General features: G+C 62.0%; 18 protein-coding genes. 16 read left to right on the plus strand and 2 right to left on the minus strand.

Annotated elements, in window-relative coordinates; genetic code table 11:
• Position 1: 1 nt before the first annotated feature.
• Together WIN67_RS08315 and WIN67_RS08320 are read right to left on the minus strand one after the other, a co-directional pair.
• On the minus strand, positions 2–724 hold the full coding sequence (locus WIN67_RS08315; protein WP_047302638.1) for a TylF/MycF/NovP-related O-methyltransferase: 723 nt from the start codon (positions 722–724) through the stop codon (positions 2–4).
• Positions 721–1587, minus strand: coding sequence for a hypothetical protein (locus WIN67_RS08320; protein ID WP_102878839.1), 867 nt, complete (start codon positions 1585–1587; stop codon positions 721–723). The genes WIN67_RS08315 and WIN67_RS08320 overlap by 4 nt, the downstream gene beginning before the upstream one ends.
• Before the next feature lie 332 nt (positions 1588–1919).
• Between WIN67_RS08320 and WIN67_RS08325 the strand changes: the two genes are divergently transcribed.
• From WIN67_RS08325 to WIN67_RS08400, 16 genes are all read left to right on the plus strand, one after another.
• Positions 1920–2660, plus strand: coding sequence for a flagellar basal body rod protein FlgF (locus WIN67_RS08325; protein WP_102864054.1), 741 nt, complete (start codon positions 1920–1922; stop codon positions 2658–2660).
• A 45-nt stretch (positions 2661–2705) separates the two neighbouring features.
• Complete coding sequence (flgG, locus tag WIN67_RS08330) at positions 2706–3491, plus strand: flagellar basal-body rod protein FlgG (RefSeq protein WP_102864053.1); 786 nt, start codon at positions 2706–2708, stop codon at positions 3489–3491.
• A 61-nt stretch (positions 3492–3552) separates the two neighbouring features.
• A complete protein-coding gene (gene flgH / locus WIN67_RS08335; RefSeq protein WP_102864052.1) occupies positions 3553–4248 on the plus strand; it encodes a flagellar basal body L-ring protein FlgH in 696 nt (231 codons plus the stop codon).
• A gap of 15 nt (positions 4249–4263) precedes the next feature.
• On the plus strand, positions 4264–5373 hold the full coding sequence (locus tag WIN67_RS08340) for a flagellar basal body P-ring protein FlgI (RefSeq protein WP_016963126.1): 1110 nt from the start codon (positions 4264–4266) through the stop codon (positions 5371–5373).
• A 10-nt stretch (positions 5374–5383) separates the two neighbouring features.
• A complete protein-coding gene (flgJ, locus tag WIN67_RS08345; RefSeq protein ID WP_339070922.1) occupies positions 5384–6649 on the plus strand; it encodes a flagellar assembly peptidoglycan hydrolase FlgJ in 1266 nt (421 codons plus the stop codon).
• A 10-nt stretch (positions 6650–6659) separates the two neighbouring features.
• On the plus strand, positions 6660–8711 hold the full coding sequence (gene flgK, locus WIN67_RS08350) for a flagellar hook-associated protein FlgK (protein WP_339070923.1): 2052 nt from the start codon (positions 6660–6662) through the stop codon (positions 8709–8711).
• A gap of 13 nt (positions 8712–8724) precedes the next feature.
• Positions 8725–10293 (plus strand): flagellar hook-associated protein 3, encoded by a 1569-nt coding sequence (locus WIN67_RS08355; RefSeq protein WP_339070925.1) that lies wholly within the window; start codon positions 8725–8727, stop codon positions 10291–10293.
• A 121-nt stretch (positions 10294–10414) separates the two neighbouring features.
• Positions 10415–13984 carry a glycosyltransferase gene (locus WIN67_RS08360; protein ID WP_339070926.1) on the plus strand — a complete coding sequence of 1190 codons (3570 nt, stop codon included), beginning with the start codon at positions 10415–10417 and terminating at the stop codon, positions 13982–13984.
• A gap of 269 nt (positions 13985–14253) precedes the next feature.
• Entirely contained in the window at positions 14254–15027 is a 774-nt protein-coding gene (rfbF, locus tag WIN67_RS08365) for a glucose-1-phosphate cytidylyltransferase (RefSeq protein WP_221808997.1), read from the plus strand.
• Positions 15009–16091 carry a CDP-glucose 4,6-dehydratase gene (gene rfbG / locus WIN67_RS08370; protein ID WP_102864046.1) on the plus strand — a complete coding sequence of 361 codons (1083 nt, stop codon included), beginning with the start codon at positions 15009–15011 and terminating at the stop codon, positions 16089–16091. The genes rfbF and rfbG overlap by 19 nt, the downstream gene beginning before the upstream one ends.
• Positions 16088–16648 carry a dTDP-4-dehydrorhamnose 3,5-epimerase family protein gene (locus WIN67_RS08375; RefSeq protein WP_102878844.1) on the plus strand — a complete coding sequence of 187 codons (561 nt, stop codon included), beginning with the start codon at positions 16088–16090 and terminating at the stop codon, positions 16646–16648. Before rfbG ends, WIN67_RS08375 begins: the two co-directional genes overlap by 4 nt.
• On the plus strand, positions 16645–17871 hold the full coding sequence (locus WIN67_RS08380) for a class I SAM-dependent methyltransferase (RefSeq protein WP_102878845.1): 1227 nt from the start codon (positions 16645–16647) through the stop codon (positions 17869–17871). Before WIN67_RS08375 ends, WIN67_RS08380 begins: the two co-directional genes overlap by 4 nt.
• Positions 17872–17876: 5 nt before the next feature.
• Positions 17877–18734, plus strand: a complete 858-nt coding sequence (locus WIN67_RS08385; protein ID WP_110595248.1) for an NAD-dependent epimerase/dehydratase family protein — start codon at positions 17877–17879, stop codon at positions 18732–18734.
• Positions 18724–19794, plus strand: coding sequence for a class I SAM-dependent methyltransferase (locus WIN67_RS08390; protein WP_339070927.1), 1071 nt, complete (start codon positions 18724–18726; stop codon positions 19792–19794). The genes WIN67_RS08385 and WIN67_RS08390 overlap by 11 nt, the downstream gene beginning before the upstream one ends.
• A 20-nt stretch (positions 19795–19814) precedes the next feature.
• A complete protein-coding gene (locus WIN67_RS08395) occupies positions 19815–20552 on the plus strand; it encodes a cephalosporin hydroxylase family protein (protein WP_102878847.1) in 738 nt (245 codons plus the stop codon).
• 51 nt (positions 20553–20603) lie between these two features.
• The gene (locus tag WIN67_RS08400; protein ID WP_339070928.1) at positions 20604–23540 is read left to right on the plus strand and encodes a TIGR00180 family glycosyltransferase; all 2937 of its coding nucleotides are present in this window, start codon (positions 20604–20606) and stop codon (positions 23538–23540) included.
• Positions 23541–23587 lie beyond the last annotated feature (47 nt).

Below are 23587 nucleotides of genomic sequence, written 5' to 3' on the forward strand. Positions count from 1 at the left end.
TTCAGATATGGAAGTAGCCGACACAGGAGTCAAAAGGCAGGCGCTTGAGTTCGATCTTGTTCATGTCGAACACTTCGCGCAGGGCCTTGGTTTCGCCCGGGAAGTTGCGGTAGGCGACTTCGTCGAGAACCACGATAGCGCCCTTGGGCATGTACGGCAGGAAGGTTTCCAGGGCGACCTTGGTGGGCTCGTACAGGTCGGTGTCGAGGATCAGCATGGCCACTACCAGGTCCGGACGCGACTTGACGAATTCCGGCACGGTCTTGCAGATGTCGCCCTTGACCAGCTCGCAGCGCGGGATGCGGTTCACCGGACGCAGCAGGTCGTTGGCATCGATCATGTCCTGGATCAGCGACTGGTCGGTGTCGGAGAACATGCTTTCGTTGATGTCGGCCGGGTCCTCGTCCTTGTTGATGCTGGTGAAGCCTTCGAAGGTGTCGAAGCCGACGATGGAGCGGTTGATGGCATAAGGCTCGAGGATCATCGACAGGTGCATGTAGAGCATCAGCGAGTTGCCCTTGTACACGCCGCACTCGATGATCGCCCCGGGCACATCCATGACCTTCTTGAACAGCTCCATGCGCGACAGCGCGGCGGTGACGTTGATGCGGTTGGCGAAGACGAAGGGTGCATCGGCAACGTACTCGGCGTCGACCCGCTTGAGTACGCCAGCGCGGGTTTCGTTGTATTGGGCTTCGGCGGGGGTAAGGCGACGTTTGGTCATGGTTTGAATCCTTGGAAATTCGAGAAGTCGTGGGCGTGGAAGTAGTCTTTGAAGCCGGAGCCGACGTCGGGGCAGGCGCTGTCTACGTTGGGGGCTCCGCGGTTGTGTTTCAGGTCTTCGAGGTGCATCAGGCGGAAGTCCACGCTGAAGCGGGTGCGGTCGGTACGGTTGGGGACAGTGCCGTGCAGGTGCGAGCCGGAGAACACCAGCATCTCGCCTGAGTTGCCGGCGATGCGCAGTTCAGAGCTGTCGTCGATCTCCCCCAGGGGCACCGGGTGGACCCGTACTTCTTCGGTCAGGTTGTCCTTGGCCTTGTGTCGCTGGTTGCTGATCCAGTCCTTCAGGCTCCAGTCCTTCGAGGTGTTGGCCACCGGCTTCTCGAAGTAGCTGGGGTTGATCATCATGGTCTGGTCCGGGGTGATGGTGTAGACCGGCATCCAGGTGTTGATCTGGCAATCCACGCTGCCGTACCAGCTGTCGCGATGAGGCTTGTAGGCGTAGCTGACGCCAGCGTGCAGGTAGTCGTAGTTGGGCACGACCCGCAGGCGCGGTACGTCGAAAATGTAGTCCCGAGGATCGATGCCGATCTCGTGAATGAAGCCAAGGATCAGATCCTTGACGCGCTGGCTGTTGGTGAACTGGCCCTTGAGTCGGGTAACCCGGCTGACGAACTCTTCTACCGGCATCATCGTGTGCAGAGCCTGGTGGTTGGTTTCGCCATCGAATGCCGCGGTGATGCTTTCCTTGGCGTACCCGCAGAGTTCTTTTGCGGTGGCCAGGTCAGTGTCCAGGAAGATATCCCCGGAATAGATGGCTTCCTTGAAGTCAGCTGTCTTGCGCAGCTGATTGAGGTACAGGTTCAAAGTGGTTCTCCTTGGCAGTCACTGGCTTAGGTGTCGGCCACCCCTGCGCAAACTGAAGTTGCGATAGCCAGTCACTGTGCCTAGCAAGATCCGTTCACAAAGTGTCCGGTCCGAGTGCGGAACGAAGCCAGGGCGTGCGACCGAGACTTGCCGTTAGCGGCATAAGTCCGCCGTTTTTTCGTCTCTCATTCTGCCCTGAAAAACCCGTTGCTCGCGGCAAAGCCCCGGCCTGCATGGGGAGCGCTGTTGGAAGTTAAAGTTGGTGTAGAAATTGCTTACGCCATGCTCAGTACAGTGTGGGGCGGCAAACGTCCGGCAGATGAGGAACGATTGTGGACAAGTACCTTTATGTGGCAATGACCGGCGCCAGCCAGAATGCTCTGGCGCAAAAGGCTCATGCCAACAATCTGGCGAACATCTCCACCAACGGTTTTCAGCGCGACCTGGAGCAGGCGCGCGCGATGCCGGTGTTTGGTGACAGTTTTCCGGCGCGGGCCTTTGCCATGGGGGAGCGGCCGGCAACGGATTTTACTCCCGGCTCCATGGTGGAAACCGGTCGTGACCTGGACGTGGCCGTCAGCGGCAAGGGCTGGATCGCCGTGCAGAGCCCCGATGGCAGCGAAAGCTATGTGCGTACCGGCAGTTTGAATGTCGACGCTCTGGGCGTGCTGCGTGCAGGCAATGGCATGCCGGTCATGGGCAATGGCGGTCCTATCGCCGTGCCGCCAGAGCAGAAGATCGAAGTCGGCCAGGACGGCACCATCAGCATTCGTGCCATGGGTGAAGGTCCGCGGGTCATGGCCGAGGTCGATCGCATCAAGCTGGTCAATCCGGATATCAAGAACCTGACCAAGGGCCTGGATGGGTCGATCAAGACCAAGGACGGCCAGCCGGCGCCTGCCGATGCCAATGTGCAGTTGGTCTCGGGGTTCCTGGAGTCGAGCAACGTCAATGCCGTGGAAGAAATGACCGCGGTGCTGGCCTTGTCCCGCCAGTTCGAATTGCACGTCAAGATGATGAACAGCGCCAAAGAAGACGACCAGGCCATGGCTCGGGTCTTGCAGATCAGCTAATTACCAGTATCTAGCGCCGTAAAACAGGCGCGAGAGGAGAATCGAATGCTTCCGGCTCTATGGGTTGCCAAAACCGGTCTGTCCGCCCAGGACACCAACCTGAGTGTTATTTCCAACAACCTGGCGAACGTCTCGACCACGGGTTTCAAACGTGATCGCGCCGAGTTCCAGGACCTGCTGTATCAGATCAAGCGCCAGCCCGGTGCCCAGTCGACCCAGGACAGCGAACTGCCAACCGGCCTGCAGGTCGGTACCGGTGTGCGCATTGTCGGGACCCAGAAGAACTTCACTGCCGGCAGCCTGCAGACCACCGAGCAGCCTCTGGACCTGGCCATCAATGGCCGTGGTTTCTTCCAGATCCTGCAGCCCGATGGCACCACGGCCTATACCCGTGACGGTACGTTCCACCTCAATTCCGATGGTCAGATCGTCACTGCCAGCGGTTTTGCCCTGGAGCCTGCGGTGGTTGTGCCCAACGACGCACAGACCTTCACCGTGGGTCAGGACGGCACCGTATCCATCACTATCGCCGGCAACCCGGCTTCCCAGGTGATCGGCAACCTGCAGACCGCCGACTTCATCAACCCGGCTGGCCTGCAGTCCCAGGGCAACAACCTGTTCCTGGAAACCGCCGCCAGTGGCGCGCCGCAAATTGGTACTCCAGGCCTTAACGGCTTCGGCACCACGCTGCAGAACACCCTGGAAGCGTCCAACGTCAGCACCGTTGAGGAAATGGTCAACATGATCACCACCCAGCGGGCCTACGAGATGAACTCCAAGGTGATCTCCACTGCGGACCAGATGCTCTCGTTCATTACGCAGAAGCTGTAATCAAGTCTTGAGGTCGCCACGGGTCTGAAGTGGCGCACCGGCAACATCGTGAGGAAGGGTCATGAATCGGTTTATGTGTGTTCTAGCGCTGAGTGGGAGTGCCGTGCTCGCGGGCTGTGTTGCTCCGCCGCCCAAGCCCAATGACCCTTATTACGCCCCGGTGTTGCCGCGCACGCCGCTGCCTTCCGCGTCCAACAACGGCTCGATCTACCAGGCCGGTTTTGAGCAGAACCTGTACAGCGACCGCAAGGCGTTCCGGGTGGGTGACATCATTACCATCACCCTGAACGAGCGGACCAGCGCCAGCAAGGGCGCCAACTCGGCCCTGAACAAGACCAGCTCCAACAGCATCGGCCTGACCTCGTTGTTTGGCGCTGTGCCCAATGTCAACAACCCGTTGAGCGATGGCGACCTGACGTTGAATGCCGGCTACAGCGGTAATCGCGCCACCAAGGGCGACAGTAAGGCCGCGCAGAGCAACAGCCTGACCGGTTCGATCACCGTCACCGTGGCCGATGTATTGCCCAACGGCATCATCGCGGTGCGCGGCGAGAAGTGGATGACGCTCAACACCGGCGACGAACTGGTGCGGATCGCCGGTCTGGTACGGGCAGACGATATCGCTACCGACAACACCGTCTCCTCGACCCGGGTGGCAGATGCCCGCATTACCTATTCGGGTACCGGCTCGTTTGCCGATGCTAACCAGCCTGGCTGGTTCGATCGTTTCTTCCTCAGTCCGCTGTTCCCTTTCTAGGTGATGAGAAGCCTCATGTTCAACTTCAAGCACCTGATGGCGGCGGCGTTGTTGCTGTCCACTTCCCTTGGCGTCCAGGCCGAGCGGTTGAAGGACATTGCCAGTATTTCCGGCGTGCGTTCCAACCAATTGATCGGTTACGGCCTGGTGGTCGGGCTTAACGGCACCGGCGACCAGACGACCCAGACCCCGTTCACTCTGCAGACGTTCAACAACATGCTGTCGCAGTTTGGCATCAAGGTGCCGGCCGGCTCCGGCAACGTGCAGTTGAAGAACGTCGCGGCGGTGTCGGTCAGCGCCGATCTGCCGGCATTCGCCAAGCCGGGTCAGCAGGTGGATATCACCGTGTCCTCCATCGGTAACTCCAAGAGCCTGCGTGGCGGCACCTTGCTGCTGACCCCGCTCAAGGGGATCGACGGCAACGTCTACGCCATTGCCCAGGGCAACCTGGTGGTGGGCGGTTTCGATGCCGAGGGGCGTGACGGTTCGAAGATCACCGTCAACGTGCCATCTGCCGGACGGATTCCCGGTGGTGCTTCGGTGGAGCGCGCCGTGCCCAGCGGTTTCAATCAGGGCAACAGCCTGACCCTGAACCTCAATCGTTCGGACTTCACCACCGCCAAGCGCATTGTCGACAAGATCAATGACATGCTCGGCCCGGGCGTGGCCCAGGCCATCGATGGCGGTTCGATCCGGGTCACCGCGCCTCTGGACCCAAGCCAGCGCGTGGACTACTTGTCGATCCTGGAGAATCTGGAAGTCGATCCGGGGCAGGCGGTGGCGAAGGTCATCATCAACTCCCGTACCGGCACCATCGTCATTGGCCAGAACGTCAAGGTGTCGCCGGCGGCGGTGACCCACGGCAGCCTGACCGTGACCATTACCGAAGACCCGATCGTCAGCCAGCCTGGCCCTCTGTCCAATGGCCAGACCGCTGTGGTGCCGCGTTCGCGGGTCAACGCCCAGCAGGAAGCCAAGCCGATGTTCAAGTTCGGCCCGGGCACCACCCTGGATGAGATCGTCCGTGCGGTGAACCAGGTCGGGGCTGCGCCAGGTGACTTGATGGCGATCCTCGAAGCCTTGAAACAGGCCGGCGCCTTGCAGGCCGACCTGATCGTGATTTGAGGTGAGCGCCATGGATATTCGTAAGAGCGGACTGATTGGCAGCGGCGATTCCGGGTCTTACTCCGACCTCAATCGCCTGCAGCAACTCAAGGTCGGCGACAAGAACGGCGAAGCCAACGTGCGCAAGGTGGCGCAGGAGTTCGAGTCGCTGTTCCTCAATGAAATGCTCAAGTCCATGCGCAAGGCCACCGATGTCATTGCCCAGGACAACCCGCTCAATACCCCGGCCGCCAAGCAGTACCAGGACATGTACGACCAGCAGCTGGCGGTGTCCCTGTCTCGTGAGGGTGGCGGTATCGGCCTGGCCAATGTGCTGATGCGCCAGATGATGAAGAACAAGCCGGCCAACCCGGGCGCGACCCATACGGCCTTGACAGCCGCGGCGCCGGTGGCGAGTCCGACCCCGATTGCCGCCGGTACCACCGCCCAGGATGGTCCGTTGAGCCGGGTCAATGGTCAGCGTCCAATGTGGGCCTCGCGTGCCCAGGACCCGTTGCGCAGCACGGTGTCGCATAACGATATGGCGTTGCTCAATCAACGGCGCCTGTCGTTGCCGAGCAAGCTTACCGATCGCCTGTTGACCGGTATCGTGCCTTCGGCCGGTGCGACTGCTGACGCCTCTACCCAGAACGTTGCGCCTACCCGCAATAGCGCAGCCGCCGATGCGGTGCTGCGTGGCGAGTGGCGGGTCAACCAGGGCTACGCCGAGTCCCAGGGCAAGATGCGCGTGTATGGCCGGGCCATGGCTCAGCCGCCGCTGGCGCCGGCCAAGCGCGCCTTCAGTTCCGCAGATGATTTTGTCGCCACCATGTTGCCGATGGCGCAGCAGGCGGCCCAGCGCATCGGTATCGATCCGCGTTATCTGGTAGCCCAGGCCGCGCTGGAAACCGGCTGGGGTAAATCGGTCATGCGTCAGCAGGATGGCAGCAGCAGTCACAACCTGTTCGGCATCAAGGCCAACAAAAGTTGGCAGGGCGCTCAGGCCCGAGCGATCACCAGCGAGTTCCGCGATGGGCAGATGGTCAAGGAGACGGCGGCGTTCCGTTCCTATGATTCCTACCAGGACAGCTTCCACGATCTGGTGACCTTGTTGCAGAGCAATAATCGCTATCAAGAAGTGCTGAAGGTTGCCGATAAACCAGAACAGTTTGTTCGCGAGTTGCAAAAAGCCGGGTATGCAACGGACCCGGATTACGCTAGCAAGATTTCGCAGATAGCCAAGCAGATGAAGAACTACGAGAGCTACGCTGCGGCGGGCGTTTCCACGAATTTATAAGGTCTGAATCATGAGTTTGCTCAATATTGGGATGTCGGGGCTGGCCGCCAGCCAAACGTCGTTGGTGACTACAGGTAACAACATTGCCAACGCCGACACCGCCGGGTACTCGCGCCAGCAGACCGTGCAGGGCACCAAGGCCTCCGCTCAATTCGGCAATGTCTTCATCGGCACCGGTACCACCCTGGCGGACGTACGCCGGGTGTACAACAGCTTCCTCGATGCCCAGTTGCGCACCGCCACGTCCTTGAACAGTGACGTCGCGGCCTACCAGGGCCAGATCAGCCCGGTCGACCAGTTGCTGTCGGACAACGGCACCGGCATGAATGGCGCTCTGACCAAGTTCTTCGCCTCGCTGCAGAACCTCAACGCCAAGCCTACCGATGAGGCCTCCCGGCAGTTGCTGCTCAGCGACACCCAGGCCTTGAGCAACCGTTTCAACTCGGTGTCCAGCCAGCTCAACGAACAGAACAGCAACATCAACGGCAACATGGCGAGCATGGCCGACCAGGTCAACAAGCTGGCCAATACCGTCGCCCAGCTCAACCAGAAGATTTCCGAGCTGTCGACCAATGGCAACGGCATGCCCAACGACCTGTTGGATGCCCGTAACGAAACCGTGCGCCAGCTTTCGACCTTTATCGGCGTCCAGGTGTCGGAGCGTGGTTCCAGCCTCGACTTGTACCTGGGCAGTGGCCAGCCGCTGGTGATGGGCAACTCCGCCAACACCCTGGAAGTGGTGCAGGGCAAGAACGACCCGACGCGCTCCATGCTGCAGCTCAATCGCGGCACCAGCACCGTGGACATCACTAACGTCACCACCGGTGGCGAGATTGGTGGCCTGTTGCGCTACCGCAGTGAAGTGCTGGACCCGGCAATGAATGAACTGGGGCGCGTGGCCCTGGTGGTTGCCGACCAGATGAACAGCCAGATGGCCCAGGGTATCGACAAGAACGGTGAGTTCGGCGGCAACCTGTTCAACGACATCAACAGCCTGCGGATGATCAGTCAGCGCAGTATGGCCAGCGCCGCCAACAGCGCGGGCTCGGGCAACTTCGATGTGACCATCAAGGACACCGGTAAGCTGAGCACCGGCGACTACACCGTGACCTTCAGCAGTGCCACGAATTACAGCGTCAAGCGTTCCGACGGCAAGGACATGGGCACGTTCAGCACCACGGCCAGCCCGGCACCCGTGATCGACGGCTTTTCGCTGAATCTCAATGGTACGGTGGCCGCCGGTGACAGCTTCAAGATCACCCCGACCCGCAATGCCGCAGCCACCATCCAGACGGAAATGACCGACGCCAAGCGCCTGGCTCTGGCTGCGCCGCTGAAGGCCGAGATCGGTGCCGGGGTCAAGAGCTCCCTGAGCATCTCTGCGCAGCCGTCCCTGGCGGTGCCGATCAACAACTACGATGCAGCCAGCAAGCTGGAAATGCAGACCGCCCTGAAGAACTCCGGCCCGGTCAAGGTGGTGTTCAATGCGGCGTCCGGCGGCAGCCAGACCTACGATTACTTTGACGCCAAGGGCGTCAAGATGGGCAGCGGCTCTATCGTGCCGGGGCAGAGCAATGTCCTGAACCTGCAGATCAAGATGCTCGATGCCAGCGGCAACCCGATCACCGATGGCGGCATGCCACCTGTGACCAAGACCTTCACGGTGCAAATGACCGTTGCCGGTTCGCCCAATGCTGGCGACAACATGAACATTTCGGTGAATGGCGCCGGTTCTTCGGATAACCGCAACGGCCTGGCGCTGTCGGGGCTGCAGACCAAGCAGACCGTGGACACCGGTTCGGCGAGCAAGGGCATCACCCTGGTGGATGCCTACGGCAAGCTGATCGAGAACGTCGGCGCCAAGGCCAGCCAGGCCAAGCTCGACAGTGCTGCCAACGGTTCCATCCTGGCCAACGCCAAGGGTGCCCGTGACTCGCTGTCCGGGGTCAACCTGGACGATGAGACCGGCAACCTGGTCAAGTTTCAGCAGTACTACACCGCGTCTTCGCAGATCATCAAGGCTGCGCAGGAAACCTTCAGCACGCTGATCAACAGCCTTTAAGGAGTCGTAGCCCATGCGCATTTCCACCGCCCAGTTTTACGAGACTTCGGCTGCCAACTATCAGAAGAACTTCTCCAACGCGATCAAGAGCGGCGAAGAGTCCAGCAGTCTGGTCCGGGTCAAGACCGCCGCCGACGATCCGGTGGGCGCTGCCCGTTTGCTGCAGCTGGGTCAGCAGGCTTCCCTGCTTGATCAGTACAAGGCCAACAGCAACTCGATCAAGGCTTCCCTGGGCCAGGCCGAGTCGGTGATGACCAGCATCAACAACGTTCTGGACCGGGCCAAGCAACTGGCCGTCGGCGCCGGCAGCGCCGGTTACACCAATGCCGACCGGCAGGCCAATGCTGCCGAGCTGGGGCAGATCGAAGAGCAGCTGCTGAGCCTGATGAACTCTCAGGACGAAAACGGCAAGTACCTCTTTGGCGGCTCCAAGGACGACGTTCCGCCGTTCAGCCGCAACTCCGATGGCACCTACAGCTACAACGGTGACCAGAGCAGCCTGAAGCTGCCGGTGGGTGACACCATGATGATGGCTGCCAACAGCACCGGTTGGGATGTGTTCCAGCAGGCGCTCAACACCAGTCGTAGCCAGGTCACCATGACCTCGCCGGTGGTGGATGATGGGCGGGTTTCCCTGTCCAATGGCCAGATGACCAACAGCGGCACCTACAACAGCCAGTTCCGCGGTGGCGAGCCTTATACCGTGTCGTTCGTCAGCGGTACCCAGTTGCAGATCCTCGATGGCAGCGGCAACGATGTGACGGCCGAGGCCAGCAAGGGCGGCGTGATCGGTACTTCGCCGAATCAGACGGTGAGTTTCCGTGGTGTCGATCTGAACCTGAACATCAATCTCAAGTCCGGCGATGTCGCAGGCACGGTGCTGCCAGGGCACAGTTTTACATTGGCGTCGAAGCCGGACACCTTCAACGTTGCGCGTTCTCCGGGCAACCCGAGCATGACTCAGGTCTCGGCCGCCAGCGTGACTGATCCGGTGGTCTACAACTCGACGTTCCCGAGTGGCTCTGCCGTGCTCAAGTTCACCAGCGCCACCAACTTCGATCTGTATGCCGCGCCGCTGACGGCAGACAGCAAACCGGTGTCTTCGGGTGTGGTAGGGCCGGGCAATATCGCCACTGCGGCAGGCGTGAGCTTCACCCTGACGGGCGCTCCTTCGCCGGCCGCCAACGATCAGTTCAGCGTGGCGGTTAACACCCACGAAACCCAGAACATCCTGGACACCGTGAGTCAGTTGAAAAACGCGTTGAACACACCCACTGACGGTGACGTCCTGGCAACCCAGAAGCAGTTGGCCGACCTCGCGTCGGGCATGGCCAACCTGGCCAGTGGTGTCGATCAGCTGTCCATCGGCATCAGCTCCATCGGTGGTCGTGGTTCGGCTTTGGCCACCCAGAACGAAATCAACGAAAGTCTGGCGGCAGCCAACGTCACCACCCGTTCTGCCATCAGTGATTCCGATCCGGCCGAAGTCATGACCCGCCTGACCCTGCAGCAGACCATGTTGCAGGCCTCGCAGTTGGCCTTCAGCAAGATCACTCAGCTCGGCCTGTTCAACAAGGTCTGAGAACATGGCGTTCGAGCTGCGGCTCGAACGCCATGAGCGTCGAGCCGTCAGCCGTCTTTTTTAAGCGGTTCTGCAGCCCTGGTCTTTCTGGCCAGGGCTCGCCGCTCGAGAGTTTGCAACCGTGAACCAAGCCCCTCTAGTCAGTATCGTTATCCCCGCCTTCAACCCGCGCTTCTTCAGCCAGGCCCTCGACAGTGCCTTGGCCCAAACCTACCAGCCTCTGGAAATCGTCATTTGCGACGACAGCGCCGACGATCAGATCCAGCGTATCGTTGAAGCCGTGGCCGAGCCTGCGCACCCTGTGCGTTACCTGCGCAACCCGCAACGCCTTGGGTTGCAGAAGAACGTTCTGCGCTGTGTTGAAGAGGCGCGTGGCGAGCTGATCAAGGTGTTGTGTGACGACGATCGGCTGTTTGCACCCAGCATCGCCCTGCAGGCGCCGGTGCTGATCGACAATCCGGATATCAATCTGGTGTGTGCGCTACGGTTATTCGGTGACGCTGGGAATTTCATCCTGCCGCCGCGGGTCGACAACTGCCGCTTTACCTACAACGATGCCGTGCTCAAGGGCGAGGATATGCTGGCGATCTTCGAGAGCACGCCGCGCAATTTTCTCGGCAACTTCAGCTCGGCGCTGATGCGTCGTGCCGATGTGCTGGAGCTGCTGCCGGCATTGATCCAGGAGGGCGCGGGTTTTGTCGCGCTGCTGGATTTCGCCCTGTTCATCTGCCTGATGCGCCGTGGCAATCTCGCGGCGCTGGTGACGGTGCTCAGTTGCGAACGCCTGTACCCGGGGCGCCTGAGCGCTACCCCGGAAATGCTCAAGCAGGCACGCAGTGAGTGGGAGTGGCTGGTGCAGATGCTGGCCGCCCGCAGTGGCGAGTTGGCGCCGGCGGCAGGCTGGGTGCGGTATGTCGATATGGCTCAGGAGGCCGAGCAGCCGCGCAACTGGCAGGAGCTGTGCGTGACCCGGGTGCTGGGCAACCGCAGTACCGTGGTCGATGGCCGGGTGGGTGGCGAGAGCATCAGTTACGAGGATTTCTATCGAGAGTGGCTGTCGGTACGCAAGTTCTCGGCGGTGGAGCAGCGGCTGATGCCTCAGCGCATCGACAGCTGGCCGCGGCGGGTGCAGCTGGTGCCGGTGGTCCTTGACTTCGAGGGCGATGGCGAAGCGCTTGCCCGGACTCTGGACAGCATTGATGGCCAGCTGTTCGCGCCTGCCGCGGTGCTGGTGTTGTCGGTGGGCGAGGAGCAGGTGCGTGACCGGGTTCTGCACCAGCCTCTGCGAGGCGACTGGGTGCAGCAGCTCAATGAGCTGGTGCCGCAGCTGGAAGGTTGCGACTGGTTCTATCTGCTGCAGGCCGGTGATCGCCTGCAGGAGTCGGCACTGTTGATCCTTGCCGAGCGCATCGCCAATACCCCGGCCATGCTCTGTGCCTACAGTGATGAAGGCGCGCTGGTAGAGGGTGAGTCGTCGGAGCCGGTGTTCAAGCCTGACTTCAACCTCGACCTGATGCGCTCCTATCCCTATGTCGGTCGTGCCCTGGCTTTTTCCCGCGAGCGCTTCATGGCCGAAGGCGGGTTCGATCCGCGCCATGGCGAACTGGCGCCCCATGATCTTCTATGGCGGATGGTGGAGGCGGCGGGGCCCCGGACCATCGAGCACATTGCCGATATCCAGCTGGAGTCCGAGTTCAGCTTCGCCCAGTGGTTGTCCCGCCCCCAGATGATCGAGGCCAGTGAAGGGCTGGTGGCCGCGCATCTGCAGCGGATCGGTGTGGAACACCGGATTGTTCACGATGACCTGCCCCTGCTCAATCGCATCGATTACCTGCATGGCAGCCGGCCACTGGTGTCGATCATCCTGCCGTGCGGTGACTCCCTGGCGACCTTGCAGCGCTGTGTGGAAAGCCTGATCGAGCAGACGGCCTACAACCACTACGAAATTGTGCTGGTGGATGCCGGCAGTCGCGACCCGGCCATGGCCGAATGGCTGACAGCCATGGCCCAGCTGGGTGGTGCGATGCTGCGGGTTCTGCCTTATGTCGGTCCGCACAGCCAGGCTGCGCTGATCAACAGTGCGGCGAGCCGGGCGCGTGGCGACTACCTGTTGCTGCTCAATCCGGGGGCGCTGATCTGCAGCGGCGACTGGCTGGATGAGTTGCTCAATCATGCCCAGCGTCCCGAGGTGGGTGTGGTCGGCGCGCGAATCCTGGATACCCATGGCTGCATTCTGCAGGCCGGTCAGGTGCTGGGCATGGCTGGTCCGGCGACCTCGCCCTTTATTGGCGAGGCCATGGACGCTCGGGGCTATATGCAGCGGTTGCAGGTGGTGCAGAACTGGAGCGCGGTTAGCGGCGATTGCCTGATGGTGCGCAAGGAAGTCTTCGATAGCATGGGTGGCCTGGATGAGCACGCCTTCGCCGACGAGTTGGGGGAAACCGACCTGTGCCTGCGAGCCGACCGCAACGGTTACCTGGTGGTCTGGACGCCGCATGCGACCTTGATGCAGCAGGCGCTGTCAGTCAGTGACGATAGTCAGCAACAGGAGGCCCGCGAGGCCGAGCATGAGCGCTTCTATCAGCGTTGGATGAGCAAGGTTGCTCGTGATCCTGCCTATAACCCGGCCCTGAGTCTCGGTTACTCCAGCTTCAGCCTGGAGCCTTCCTTGCGCAATAACTGGAATCCGTTCTGCAGTCGCGCCTTGCCTCTGATTCTGGGCTTGCCGGTCAACAGTTCTGCGGTCGGGCATTACCGGGTGACGGCTCCCCTGGCTGCACTTGAAGAGGCGGGGCGAGTGATTGCCAGGGTGGCGTACGAGTCGCCGTCCGCGGCGGAAATCGAGCGCCTGTCGCCCGATACCATCATCCTTCAGTGTCGTTACAGTGATGGTGCGGCCAGTGATATTTTACGGATGAAAAAATACTCCAACGCTTTGCGGGTTTTTGAGCTTGATGACTACGTCGTCAGCGCCCCGAAGAAAAACACCCACGCCCGCAACAAGCCGGTGAACACCGAGCAGATGCTGCGCGAGGGGATTGCCCTGTGCGATCGTGTGGTGGTGACCACCCAGCCACTGGCTGATGCCCTATCGAGCATGCACAGCGATATTCGTGTGGTGCCCAATATGCTGACGCTTGAGCCTTGGGCTCGTTTGACCAGTCGTCGTGGCACATCCAGCAAGCCGCGGGTGGGCTGGGGTGGCGGTACCAGCCATACCGGCGACCTGGAGATCATCGCCGAGGTGGTGCGCGAGTTGGCCAATGAGGTCGAGTGGGTGTTCTTCGGCATGTGCCCCGATGCTCTGCGTCCCTACGTGCATGAGTTTCACTCGGCCACCAGCCTGCAAAGCTACCCGTTCAAGCTGGCCAGCCTGAACCTGGACCTGGCGCTGGCGCCTCTGGAATTTCATATCTTCAACGACTGCAAGAGCAACCTGCGGCTCCTTGAATACGGTGCCTGCGGTTACCCGGTGATCTGCACCGACACCGAGGCCTATCGCGGTTTCCTGCCTTGCACCAAGGTCCGCAGCAACAGCACCGAGGAATGGTTGCAGGCGATCCGCATGCACCTGTCCGACCCGGCAGCCAGCTACCGCATGGGGGATGAGCTGCGAGAAGCGGTGCATCGCGACTTCATGCTGCGCGACGACAACCTGCGGCACTGGCTGTGGGGATGGTTGGCGGACTGATCGTCCTCCCCCGGGCCGGCGATTGCCATTGTCGTTGGCCGGGATGTGGGGCGATCCTCCGTTCGGGTGGTTGCTCTCGCTGTCTTCTGCGGCGCCTGCGGGCGCCGCGCACGCAATTGGCGCACTTCCTGCAAGTCCTCGGCAAATCGCCATAAATCCTTCACTGCGCGCGGTGCAAGGGACCCTTTGGTTGCGATGAATGATCTGCATCTGGCGCCGTGCCAGTCCTGAAAGGGCTGGCACGGCCCACGAAGAGCAAGAGGACAGCGATGAAGGCAGTAATTCTGGCAGGTGGACTGGGTACGCGAATCAGCGAAGAGTCCCACCTCAAGCCCAAGCCCATGATCGAGATCGGTGGCAAGCCAATTCTTTGGCACATCATGAAGCAGTATTCCGCCCACGGGATTCATGACTTCGTGATTTGCCTGGGCTACAAGGGCTACGCGATCAAGGACTTCTTCGCCAACTACTTCCTGCACACTTCGGATGTGACCTTCGACATGCGCAACAACCGCATGGACGTGCATCAGAATTACAGCGAGCCGTGGAGCGTGACACTCATCGACACCGGCGAGGAAACCATGACCGGCGGACGCTTGCGCCGGGCCGGGCGCTACTTGCAGGAAGACGAGGCTTTTTGCTTCACCTATGGCGATGGCGTCTCCGATCTGGATATCAGTGCATTGGTGGACTTCCACAGGTCCCACGGCAAGCTGGCCACGGTCACGGCCGTGCAGCCTCCGGGCCGCTATGGCGCCCTGGATCGCGATGGCGACCAGGTCCTGGGCTTCACCGAGAAACCCCGTGGTGATGGTGGCTGGATCAACGGCGGGTTCTTCGTGTTGTCGCCCAAGGTGCTGTCCTACATCGATGGCGATAGCACCACCTGGGAGGCCGAGCCGCTGATCCAGTTGGCCAAGGATCAGCAACTGAGCGCCTACGAGCATTCGGGATTCTGGCAGTCCATGGATACCCTGCGGGACAAGAATCATCTGGAGCAGCTCTGGCAAAGCGGGGAGGCCCCGTGGAAGCAATGGGACTGAGCCAGGAGTTCTGGCGTGGCAAGCGGGTCCTGCTGACCGGCCATACCGGTTTCAAGGGCAGTTGGCTGAGCCTGTGGCTGCAAAGCCTGGGGGCCCAGGTCAGCGGATTCGCCCTGGACCCGGGGACCGAGCCGAGTCTGTTCGAACTGGCCCGGGTGGCCGAAGGTGTCGACGATCATCGTGGCGACCTGCGAGACCTGGGCAGCCTGCTGGAGCTGATCGCCCAGGTGCAGCCGGAAATCGTCCTGCACCTGGCGGCCCAGCCCCTGGTGCGCGAGGCTTACCGTGATCCGCTGGGGACCTACTCAAGCAACGTCATGGGCACCCTCAACCTGTTGGAAGCGATCCGTCAGGTCGGTGGGGTCCGTGCCTGCGTCCTGGTGACCACTGACAAGGTCTACGCCAATCAGGAATGGCTGTGGCCCTATCGGGAAAACGAAGCCCTGGGCGGCCATGACCCCTACAGCAGCAGCAAGGCTTGTTGCGAGTTGCTGGCCCAGTCCTATGCCTCATCCTTCTTTGCTGCCGAGCGTTATGCCGAGCACGGCCTGGCCCTGGCCACGGCCCGGGCCGGCAACGTGCTGGGCGGTGGCGATTTCGCCCCCGAGCGGTTGATTCCCGACGTGCTCAAGGCCTGGTCGGCCGACGAGCCGGTGACCTTGCGTTATCCCCAGGCGGTACGCCCCTGGCAGCACGCCCTGGAGCCCCTGGCCGGTTACCTGCAACTGGCAGCCGGCCTGTACGTGAACGGCCCGCAATACGCTGGTGCCTGGAACTTCGGGCCCGGTGAACAGGACATGTGCAGCGTCGGTGAAGTGGTGGAGTTGCTGGCCCGGCAATGGCCCGAGGCCCCGGGCCTGCGAATCGAACCCAGTGAGCTGCACGAAGCCGGCCTGCTGCGTCTGGACAGCAGTCGTGCGCGCCAGCTGTTGGGCTGGAAACCTCGCTGGACGCTGCAACAGTGCCTGGCGCAGACCCTGGACTGGCACCTGGCCTGGAAGAGCGGCGCGGACATGCGTGCCGTGACCCTTGGGCAGTTGAACCTGTACCGGGGGGCGCTGTGAGCGAGTTCCAGGTCCTGGCTCTACCAATGGCCGGGTTGTTCGAGGTGCGCCACAAACGCTTCGAAGATCAGCGCGGGCATTTCTCCCGGCTGTTCTGCGAAGGCAGCCTTAGCGCCTTTGGCCAGCCCTTCCATATTCGCCAGATCAACCACTCCTGCACCCGCGAACGGGGCAGCGTGCGTGGCTTGCACTATCAGACCGCCGCCCGGCCCGAAGCCAAACTCATCAGTTGCTTGCGCGGCGAAGTCTGGGACGTGGCGGTGGACCTGCGCCCCGAGTCGCCGACCTTTTTGCATTGGCATGCCGAGCACCTGCGTGGCGGCGATGGACGCAGCCTGTTGCTGCCGGCGGGTTTCGCCCATGGCTTCCAGGCCCTGAGCGACGATGCCGAGTTGCTCTACCTGCACAGCGCCGACTACGCCCCCGAGCACGAGGCCGGGTTGTCGGTGCTGGACCCGCGACTGGCGATCAACTGGCCGTTGCCTGTCAATAATCTGTCGACCCGGGATGCCAGCCACCCCTTGCTCGATGCTGCCTTCGCTGGAGTGAGACTATGAATTGCCGCGGTTGTGGCGCATGCCTGAGCCTGCCTCTGATCGACCTGGGCACCTCGCCGCCATCCAACGCCTACCTGCGGGCCGAGCAATTGGATCAGGCCGAGCAGTGGGTGCCGCTCAAGGTCCAGGTGTGCCAGCAATGCTGGCTGGTGCAGACCGAGGACTACACCCGCGCCGACCACCTGTTCGACGCCGACTATGCCTACTTCAGTTCGTTCTCCAGCACCTGGTTGCAGCATGCCCGGGACTACGTGGCGCAGATGGTCGAGCGTTTCGGCCTGGACGCCCGGAGCCGGGTGGTGGAAGTGGCGGCCAACGACGGCTACCTGCTGCAGTACGTGGCCCAGCGTGACATTCCCTGCCTGGGGGTCGAGCCGACCCGCAGCACCGCCCAGGCGGCGCGGGCCAAGGGCCTGCAGATCCGTGAGTTGTTCTTCGGCCGTGGCACTGCCGCGCAGTTGCTGGAGGAGGGCTGGGCCGCCGACCTGATGGCGGCCAACAATGTGCTGGCCCATGTGCCGGACATCAACGATTTCCTCTGTGGTTTCGCTACGTTGCTCAAGCCGACGGGCGTGGCGACTTTCGAGTTTCCCCAGCTGCTGACCCTGATGGCCGGGCAGCAGTTCGACACCCTGTACCACGAACATTATTCCTACCTGTCGCTGACCGCCGTCCTTAGCCTGTGCCAGCGCAACGGCCTGGAAGTTTTCGACGTCCAGACCCTGGCCACCCATGGCGGTTCGCTACGGGTCTTCGTGCAGCGCATCGACGGCTCGCGCCGGCCGGTGCAAGACAGCGTGGCGCAGCAGTTGCTGTTGGAACAGCGTGCCGGGGTGAACACGCCCGAGTACTACCAGACCCTGGCGCCAGCCGCTGAGCGGATCAAGCACGAGCTGCTGCGCTTCCTGCTCCAGGCCAAGGCCGAAGGCAAGCGCGTGGTGGGCTACGGCGCGGCAGCCAAGGGCAATACCTTGCTCAACTACGCTGGGGTCAAGGCCGACTTGCTGGCCTGGGTCGCCGACGCCAGCCCGCACAAGCAGGGCAAGTTCCTGCCGGGCAGTCGCATCCCGGTGGTGGCCCCCGAGCGCATCGACCAGGAGCAGCCGGACTATGTGCTGGTGTTGCCCTGGAACCTGTTGGGCGAAGTCAGCGAGCAACTGGCCCAGGTGCGGCAATGGGGCGGGCGTTTCGTGATTGCCGTGCCTGAGTTGAAGCTGCTGTGAAGGGCATGACGGTGCTGGTCACCGGCGCCACCGGCTTTGTCGGCCGGCATCTGGTCGCGGCCTTGTTGGCCCGGGGTTGCCGGGTCCGTGCGCTGGCCCGGGATCTGGACAAGGCGCGGCAGATGCCCTGGTTCGACGCGGTAGAGTTTCGCGCGCTGGATGTGCATGACCCGCAGCTGGATGTCGCGGCCCTGGTGGACGGGGTCGATGCCTTGGCCCATCTGGCCTGGCCCGGATTGCCGAACTACCAGGCGCTGTTTCACCTGGAGCACAACCTGATGGCCGACTATCGCTTTATCAAGGCGGTGGTCGAGGCGGGGGTGAGCCAGGTGCTGGTCACCGGCACCTGCTTCGAGTACGGCATGCAGAGCGGACCTTTGACAGAACAGACCGAGGCTCGTCCAGGCAATCCCTACGGCTTGGCCAAGCACAGCCTGCACCTGTTCCTCCAGGCCCTGCAGCAGCAGTTGCCCTTCAGCTTGCAGTGGGCGCGGCTGTTCTACCTGCATGGCCCCGGACAGAATCCCAAGAGCCTGCTGGCGGCACTGGACCGAGCGATCGATGCCGGTGACGAGGTTTTCAATATGTCCGGCGGCGAACAACTGCGGGACTACCTGGACATCGAGGCGGCTACCGGCTACCTGGCGGCGCTGCTCGAGCAGCGAGAATTTTCCGGGGTGGTCAATTGCTCTAGTGGCAGGCCGATAGCCGTGCGTTCCCTGGTGGAGCAGCGCATCGCCCAGCGCGGTTCGGCGATTCGCCTGAACCTGGGGCATTACCCATACCCGGACTACGAACCCATGGCGTTCTGGGGCTTGAACCAGCGCTTGCTGCAAATAACAGGAGCCGAACATGGCGCATGAGTTGTATCGGGTCGCCGACTTGCCGGTGCTGCAGAACCGCACCTTCGCCGATGCCCAGAGTGCCCGCGCCTCGGCGTCTGCGGACATCGTGCTGGTGCAGGATCTCAAGAGCGGGCTGATCTTCAATCAGGCCTTCGATGCCGACAAGCTCAGCTACGACAGCGACTACCAGAACGAACAGGCCCATTCGGCGCAGTTCCAGCGGCACCTGATGGATGTGGAGGGCATCATCGCCCGGCACTTCAAGGGGCGCGAGCTGATCGAGGTCGGTTGCGGCAAGGGCTATTTCCTCGAACTGCTGCGCAGTGAGGGCTATGCCATCACCGGCATCGACCCGGCCTACGAGGGGACCAACCCCGAGGTTATCAAGGCGCCTTTCACCCGAGGCCTGGGGCTGGCTGCCGAGGCCATCGTGCTGCGTCATGTGCTGGAGCATATTGCTGATCCGCTGGCCTTTCTGGCAGAGATTGCCGATGCCAACCAGGGCGGGCAGATCTATATCGAAGTGCCGTGTTTCGACTGGATTCTCGAGCATCGCGCCTGGTTCGACGTGTTCTATGAGCACGTCAACTACTTCCGCCTCGAGGACCTGCAGCGCATGTTCGGCACCGTGCACGAGGCCGGGCACCTGTTCGGCGGCCAGTACCTGTACGTGGTGGCGGACCTGGGCAGCTTGACGTCGTCGTTGCCGGCGCCGATCCAGCCCTTGCAGATGCCGGCGGATTTCACCGCCAGCATCGAGTGCGCCAAACGCATCATCGGCTCGGCGCCGCACACCGCTGCCGGGATCTGGGGCGCGTCGTCCAAGGGCGTGATCTATTCGCTGTTCCTGCAACGCGCGGGTGTGGCGGTGGATCAGGTCGTCGATATCAACCCGGCCAAACAGGGCCGGTACCTGCCGCTCAGTGGCATGCGTGTGTCATCGCCACAAGAAGCCATGGAGGCACTGCCGGCAGGCGCCAACCTGTTCGTGATGAATTCCAACTACCTCGAAGAAATCAAGCGCATGACCGACGGCCGTTATGTCTATCACGCCGTCGATAGCGCTTCGTTCAGCTAATTTGCCATTGAGAACCGAACATGACCGAGCACAACGTCATTCAAGCCTTTGAACAAGAATGCCAGGCGCAGATCAGTGCCCAGGGCCAGGATGAGAAACTCAAGGGCCTGGCCCGTGACTTTTTCAACGAGTCGGCGACCCACAAGTACAGCTATCACTTTTCCTGGATGGGCCGGCCGATCATCCAGCTGCCCCAGGACATGATGGCGATGCAGGAAATCATCTGGCAGGTCAAGCCGGACCTGGTGATCGAATGCGGTATCGCCCACGGCGGCTCGATCATCTACTACGCCTCGCTGCTGGAGTTGCAGGGCCATGGCGAAGTGCTGGGCATCGACCTGGATATCCGCCCGCACAACCGCGAAGCCATCGAGCAGCATCCGATGAGCAAGCGTATCCGCATGATCGAAGGTTCGAGCATCGACCCGGCCATCGCCGAGCAGGTACGGGCTGCAGCCGCCGGCAAGAAGGTGATTCTGGTCCTGGACTCCAACCATACCCACGAGCACGTGCTCGAAGAGCTGCGTCTGTATGCGCCGCTGGTGTCGGTGGACAGCTACTGCGTGGTCATGGACACCGTGGTCGAGGACATGCCGGAAAGCTTCTTCCCGGATCGTCCGTGGGGCCCGGGTGACAACCCGAAAACCGCGGTCTGGGCCTATCTGGAGGAGAACCGCGATTTCGAGATCGACTACCAGATGCAGAACAAGCTGCTGATCACCGTGGCGCCGGACGGTTACCTGCGTCGGGTTCGTTAACTATCAATGGTTGCAAATTTAAGGCGTTTGGCCGGTTGTGGGGAAGTACCTATGTGGGTTGGAGATAAAGTAATGAATGACAAAGCACCCCTGAGTGAGCGTTTCACCCTTGTGCTGTTGTCCCACAACCGCAAAGCGTTCATGCGGCGCACCTTGCAGTATTACAGCACCTATCCGTGCTCGATCCTGGTACTGGATTCGTCGCTGGAGGCGGATGAGTCCCTGGCGCAGCTCTATCCCCAGGTCGACTATCGGCATCTGCCGCAGTTCGGCTACAAGGGCCTGCAGGACAAGCTGACCTACGGCATGAGCCTGGTGAGCACGCCCTACATGGCGTTCGCTGCCGATGACGATTTTCTTCTTCATGATGCGCTGACCAGCTCCCTGGAGTTTCTTGAGGCCCATCCCGACTACGGGCTGTGCCATGGCTACGGGATGATGTATCTGGCCCGGGCTTCGGAAACCAATTACTACCGCCGTGATCGCCGGGTCATGGAGGACTATGACTCCCATGATGCCCAGGATCGGGTGATGAACTTCATGGGGCATTTCCTGCCGCCGTTCTATGCGGTAACCCGCACCGACCTGCTGCGCCAGTGGTATGAGCTGCTGCCGCCGGGAGTGAGTTTCGAATGGCAGGAAATCGGTCACTCCTTCTTCCTGCTGGCCTGTGCCAAGGCGCGGATCCTGCCGATTCCGTTTGCCGTGCGTGAGGCCAACTACGGGGCCTCAGAACACAACACCAATGTGCTGACGGTGCTGACCTACAAGGACGCGCAATCGGTGGCCCAGCGTGAGGCGTTCGCCGAGTTCCTCGCCTCGCTGCCCACCGGTTTCAGTGGTCGGGACCCCGAGCAGGTGAAGCAGATCGCCCTGGACAGTTTCACCGCCATGGCCGACTGCCTGCTCAGCGGCCGTTCCCTCAAGGGCACGGCGATCTTTCGTTCGGCCTGGGTCGAGGTCGGAGCCGAGCCGGTACGCTCTTTCGGTCCCGAGCAGTTCGTCGAGATGCCGTTCTACAACCAGCCGATGTTCGATCTGCTGACCGAGTTGGAATTCCTCATGCATGCCATGCCCACCGGGCGTCTGCAGCTCAAAGAGCTGGAGGGTGTGTTGCTGCGTCAGGAAGAGTTGATGCGGGTTCATCCCAACGACACACCAGAGAGCCTGCGCGCCCGGTTGTGGGAAGCGCTGACCCTGAACCTGTTCAACCGCGAGGTGGTCAAGCGCCTGGCCGAGTCGATGCAAGACAGCGACGAGCCCGAGGAGGCGCGCAAGCTGCAGGCCTGGGCCGAGCGCCTGGCGTCGGTACCGGGGTCGGACAGCCGTGCGCTGTTCAACGCGACCGAGTCGGGACGCTTGCTCAAATGGCTCGAGGCCCGTGCTCCGGAGCCGGCACAGTTGAGTGTCATCGCTGCGCACCTGGCCCGCCATGCCGGTGGCCCGCAAGTGCAGATCCTGCTGCTGGACCTGGACGCTGACCTGGTCAAGTTGCAGGCCACGCTCGACAGCCTGCTGGCCGGTCATTACAAGGCGTTCAAACTGGTGGTGTTCACCACGGGCGAGCTGCCGGCCACCACCACGGCCCAGGACACCTTGCATTTCGTCAAGGTCACGGAAAACAACTACGTCGAGCGCATCAATCAGGCCATGGCCCAGTCCCGTGCCGACTGGGTGCTGTTGGCCGAGGCCGGTGATCAGTTCACCGCCAGCGGCCTGCTGCGGGCGAGCCTGGAATTGCTCGGCGCCGAAGGCATTCGTGCCGTGGCCATGGACGAGATCCAGCGCCGTGCCGATGCCACTTTGACTTCGGTGTTCCGCCCCGGGGTCAACCTCGATCAATTGCAAGGCACACCGGGGCTGATGGCCCGGCATTGGCTGCTGGACCGCGAGACGGCGCTGCAGGCTGGTGGTTTCTCCCGTGAGCTCAAGCAGGCGCTGGAGCTGGACCTGCTGCTGCGCCTGATCCAGGACGGCGGCCTGGCCGGTCTGGCCCACCTGGCCGAGCCCTTGCTGATTTGTCAGGCTCCGGGGGACAAGGCTGACGCCGAAGAGCGGCAGGTGCTGACCCGGCACCTGGCCGCACGAGGCTATCGCGCTCAGGTCGGTTCGCCGCAACCAGGTGCCTATCAGATCGACTACCAGCACGCCGAGCGCCCTCTGGTGTCGATCATCCTGCCCAGCCAGGACAACTTCGCCGAGTTGCAACGCTGCCTGGTCAGCGTGCTGCAGCGCACCCGCTACCAGCGCTATGAAGTGCTGATCGCCGAAAACCACAACCAGAGTGCCGAGCTCGACAGCTGGCTGACCAGCCTGGAAGGCCGCGGCGAGCGCATTCGTGTGTTGCGCAGCGGCCAACGCCTGAGCGCTTCGGCCTTGTTCAACATGGCGTGCCGGGAAGCTCGGGGCGAGTACCTGGTGCTGCTTGCGGCCGATGCTGAGGTGGTCAACGCCAACTGGATCGAGAGCTTGCTCAACCAGGCTCAACGCCCGGAAGTCGGGATTGTTGGCGCCAAGCTGGTGAACGAAAACGGCGTGACCACCCAGGCCGGGCTGATCCTGGGGTTCGACGGCCACCTGGGTGCGGCCTTCGCCGGTGAGACCAAGGAGGCTGCGGGCTACATGAATAGCCTGTGGGTGGAGAAGAATTATTCAGCGGTGTCCGGTGCCTGTCTGATGATCGGCAAAGCGCTGTTCGAGGCGGTGGGCGGGCTGGATGAAGAGCATTTCGATCAGGCTTTCGCCGATGTCGACCTGTGCCTGAAAGTGGCCGATGCCGGTTACCTCACGGTACTGACGCCCCAGGCCCAGGTGCAGCATCCGGGGACGTTGCCGCAACACCCACAGGCGGCCGCGGCCCTGCAAGACAAATGGGCGGCACGCTTTGCCCAGGATAATGCCTATAACCAGAACCTGGCGTTGAGCGGCAAGGGTTTTTCGCTCGGTACCGCCAGTGGTGTGGATTGGCTGCAGATGATTGCCAATTGATTGCTGTTTAGAGGGACCCAAACATGCTCAATAAGCTTTTGATTGTC

It is taken from the genome of Pseudomonas idahonensis (genome assembly GCF_037903935.1).
In the GTDB taxonomy this organism is placed as follows: Bacteria; Pseudomonadota; Gammaproteobacteria; order Pseudomonadales; family Pseudomonadaceae; genus Aquipseudomonas; species Aquipseudomonas danubii.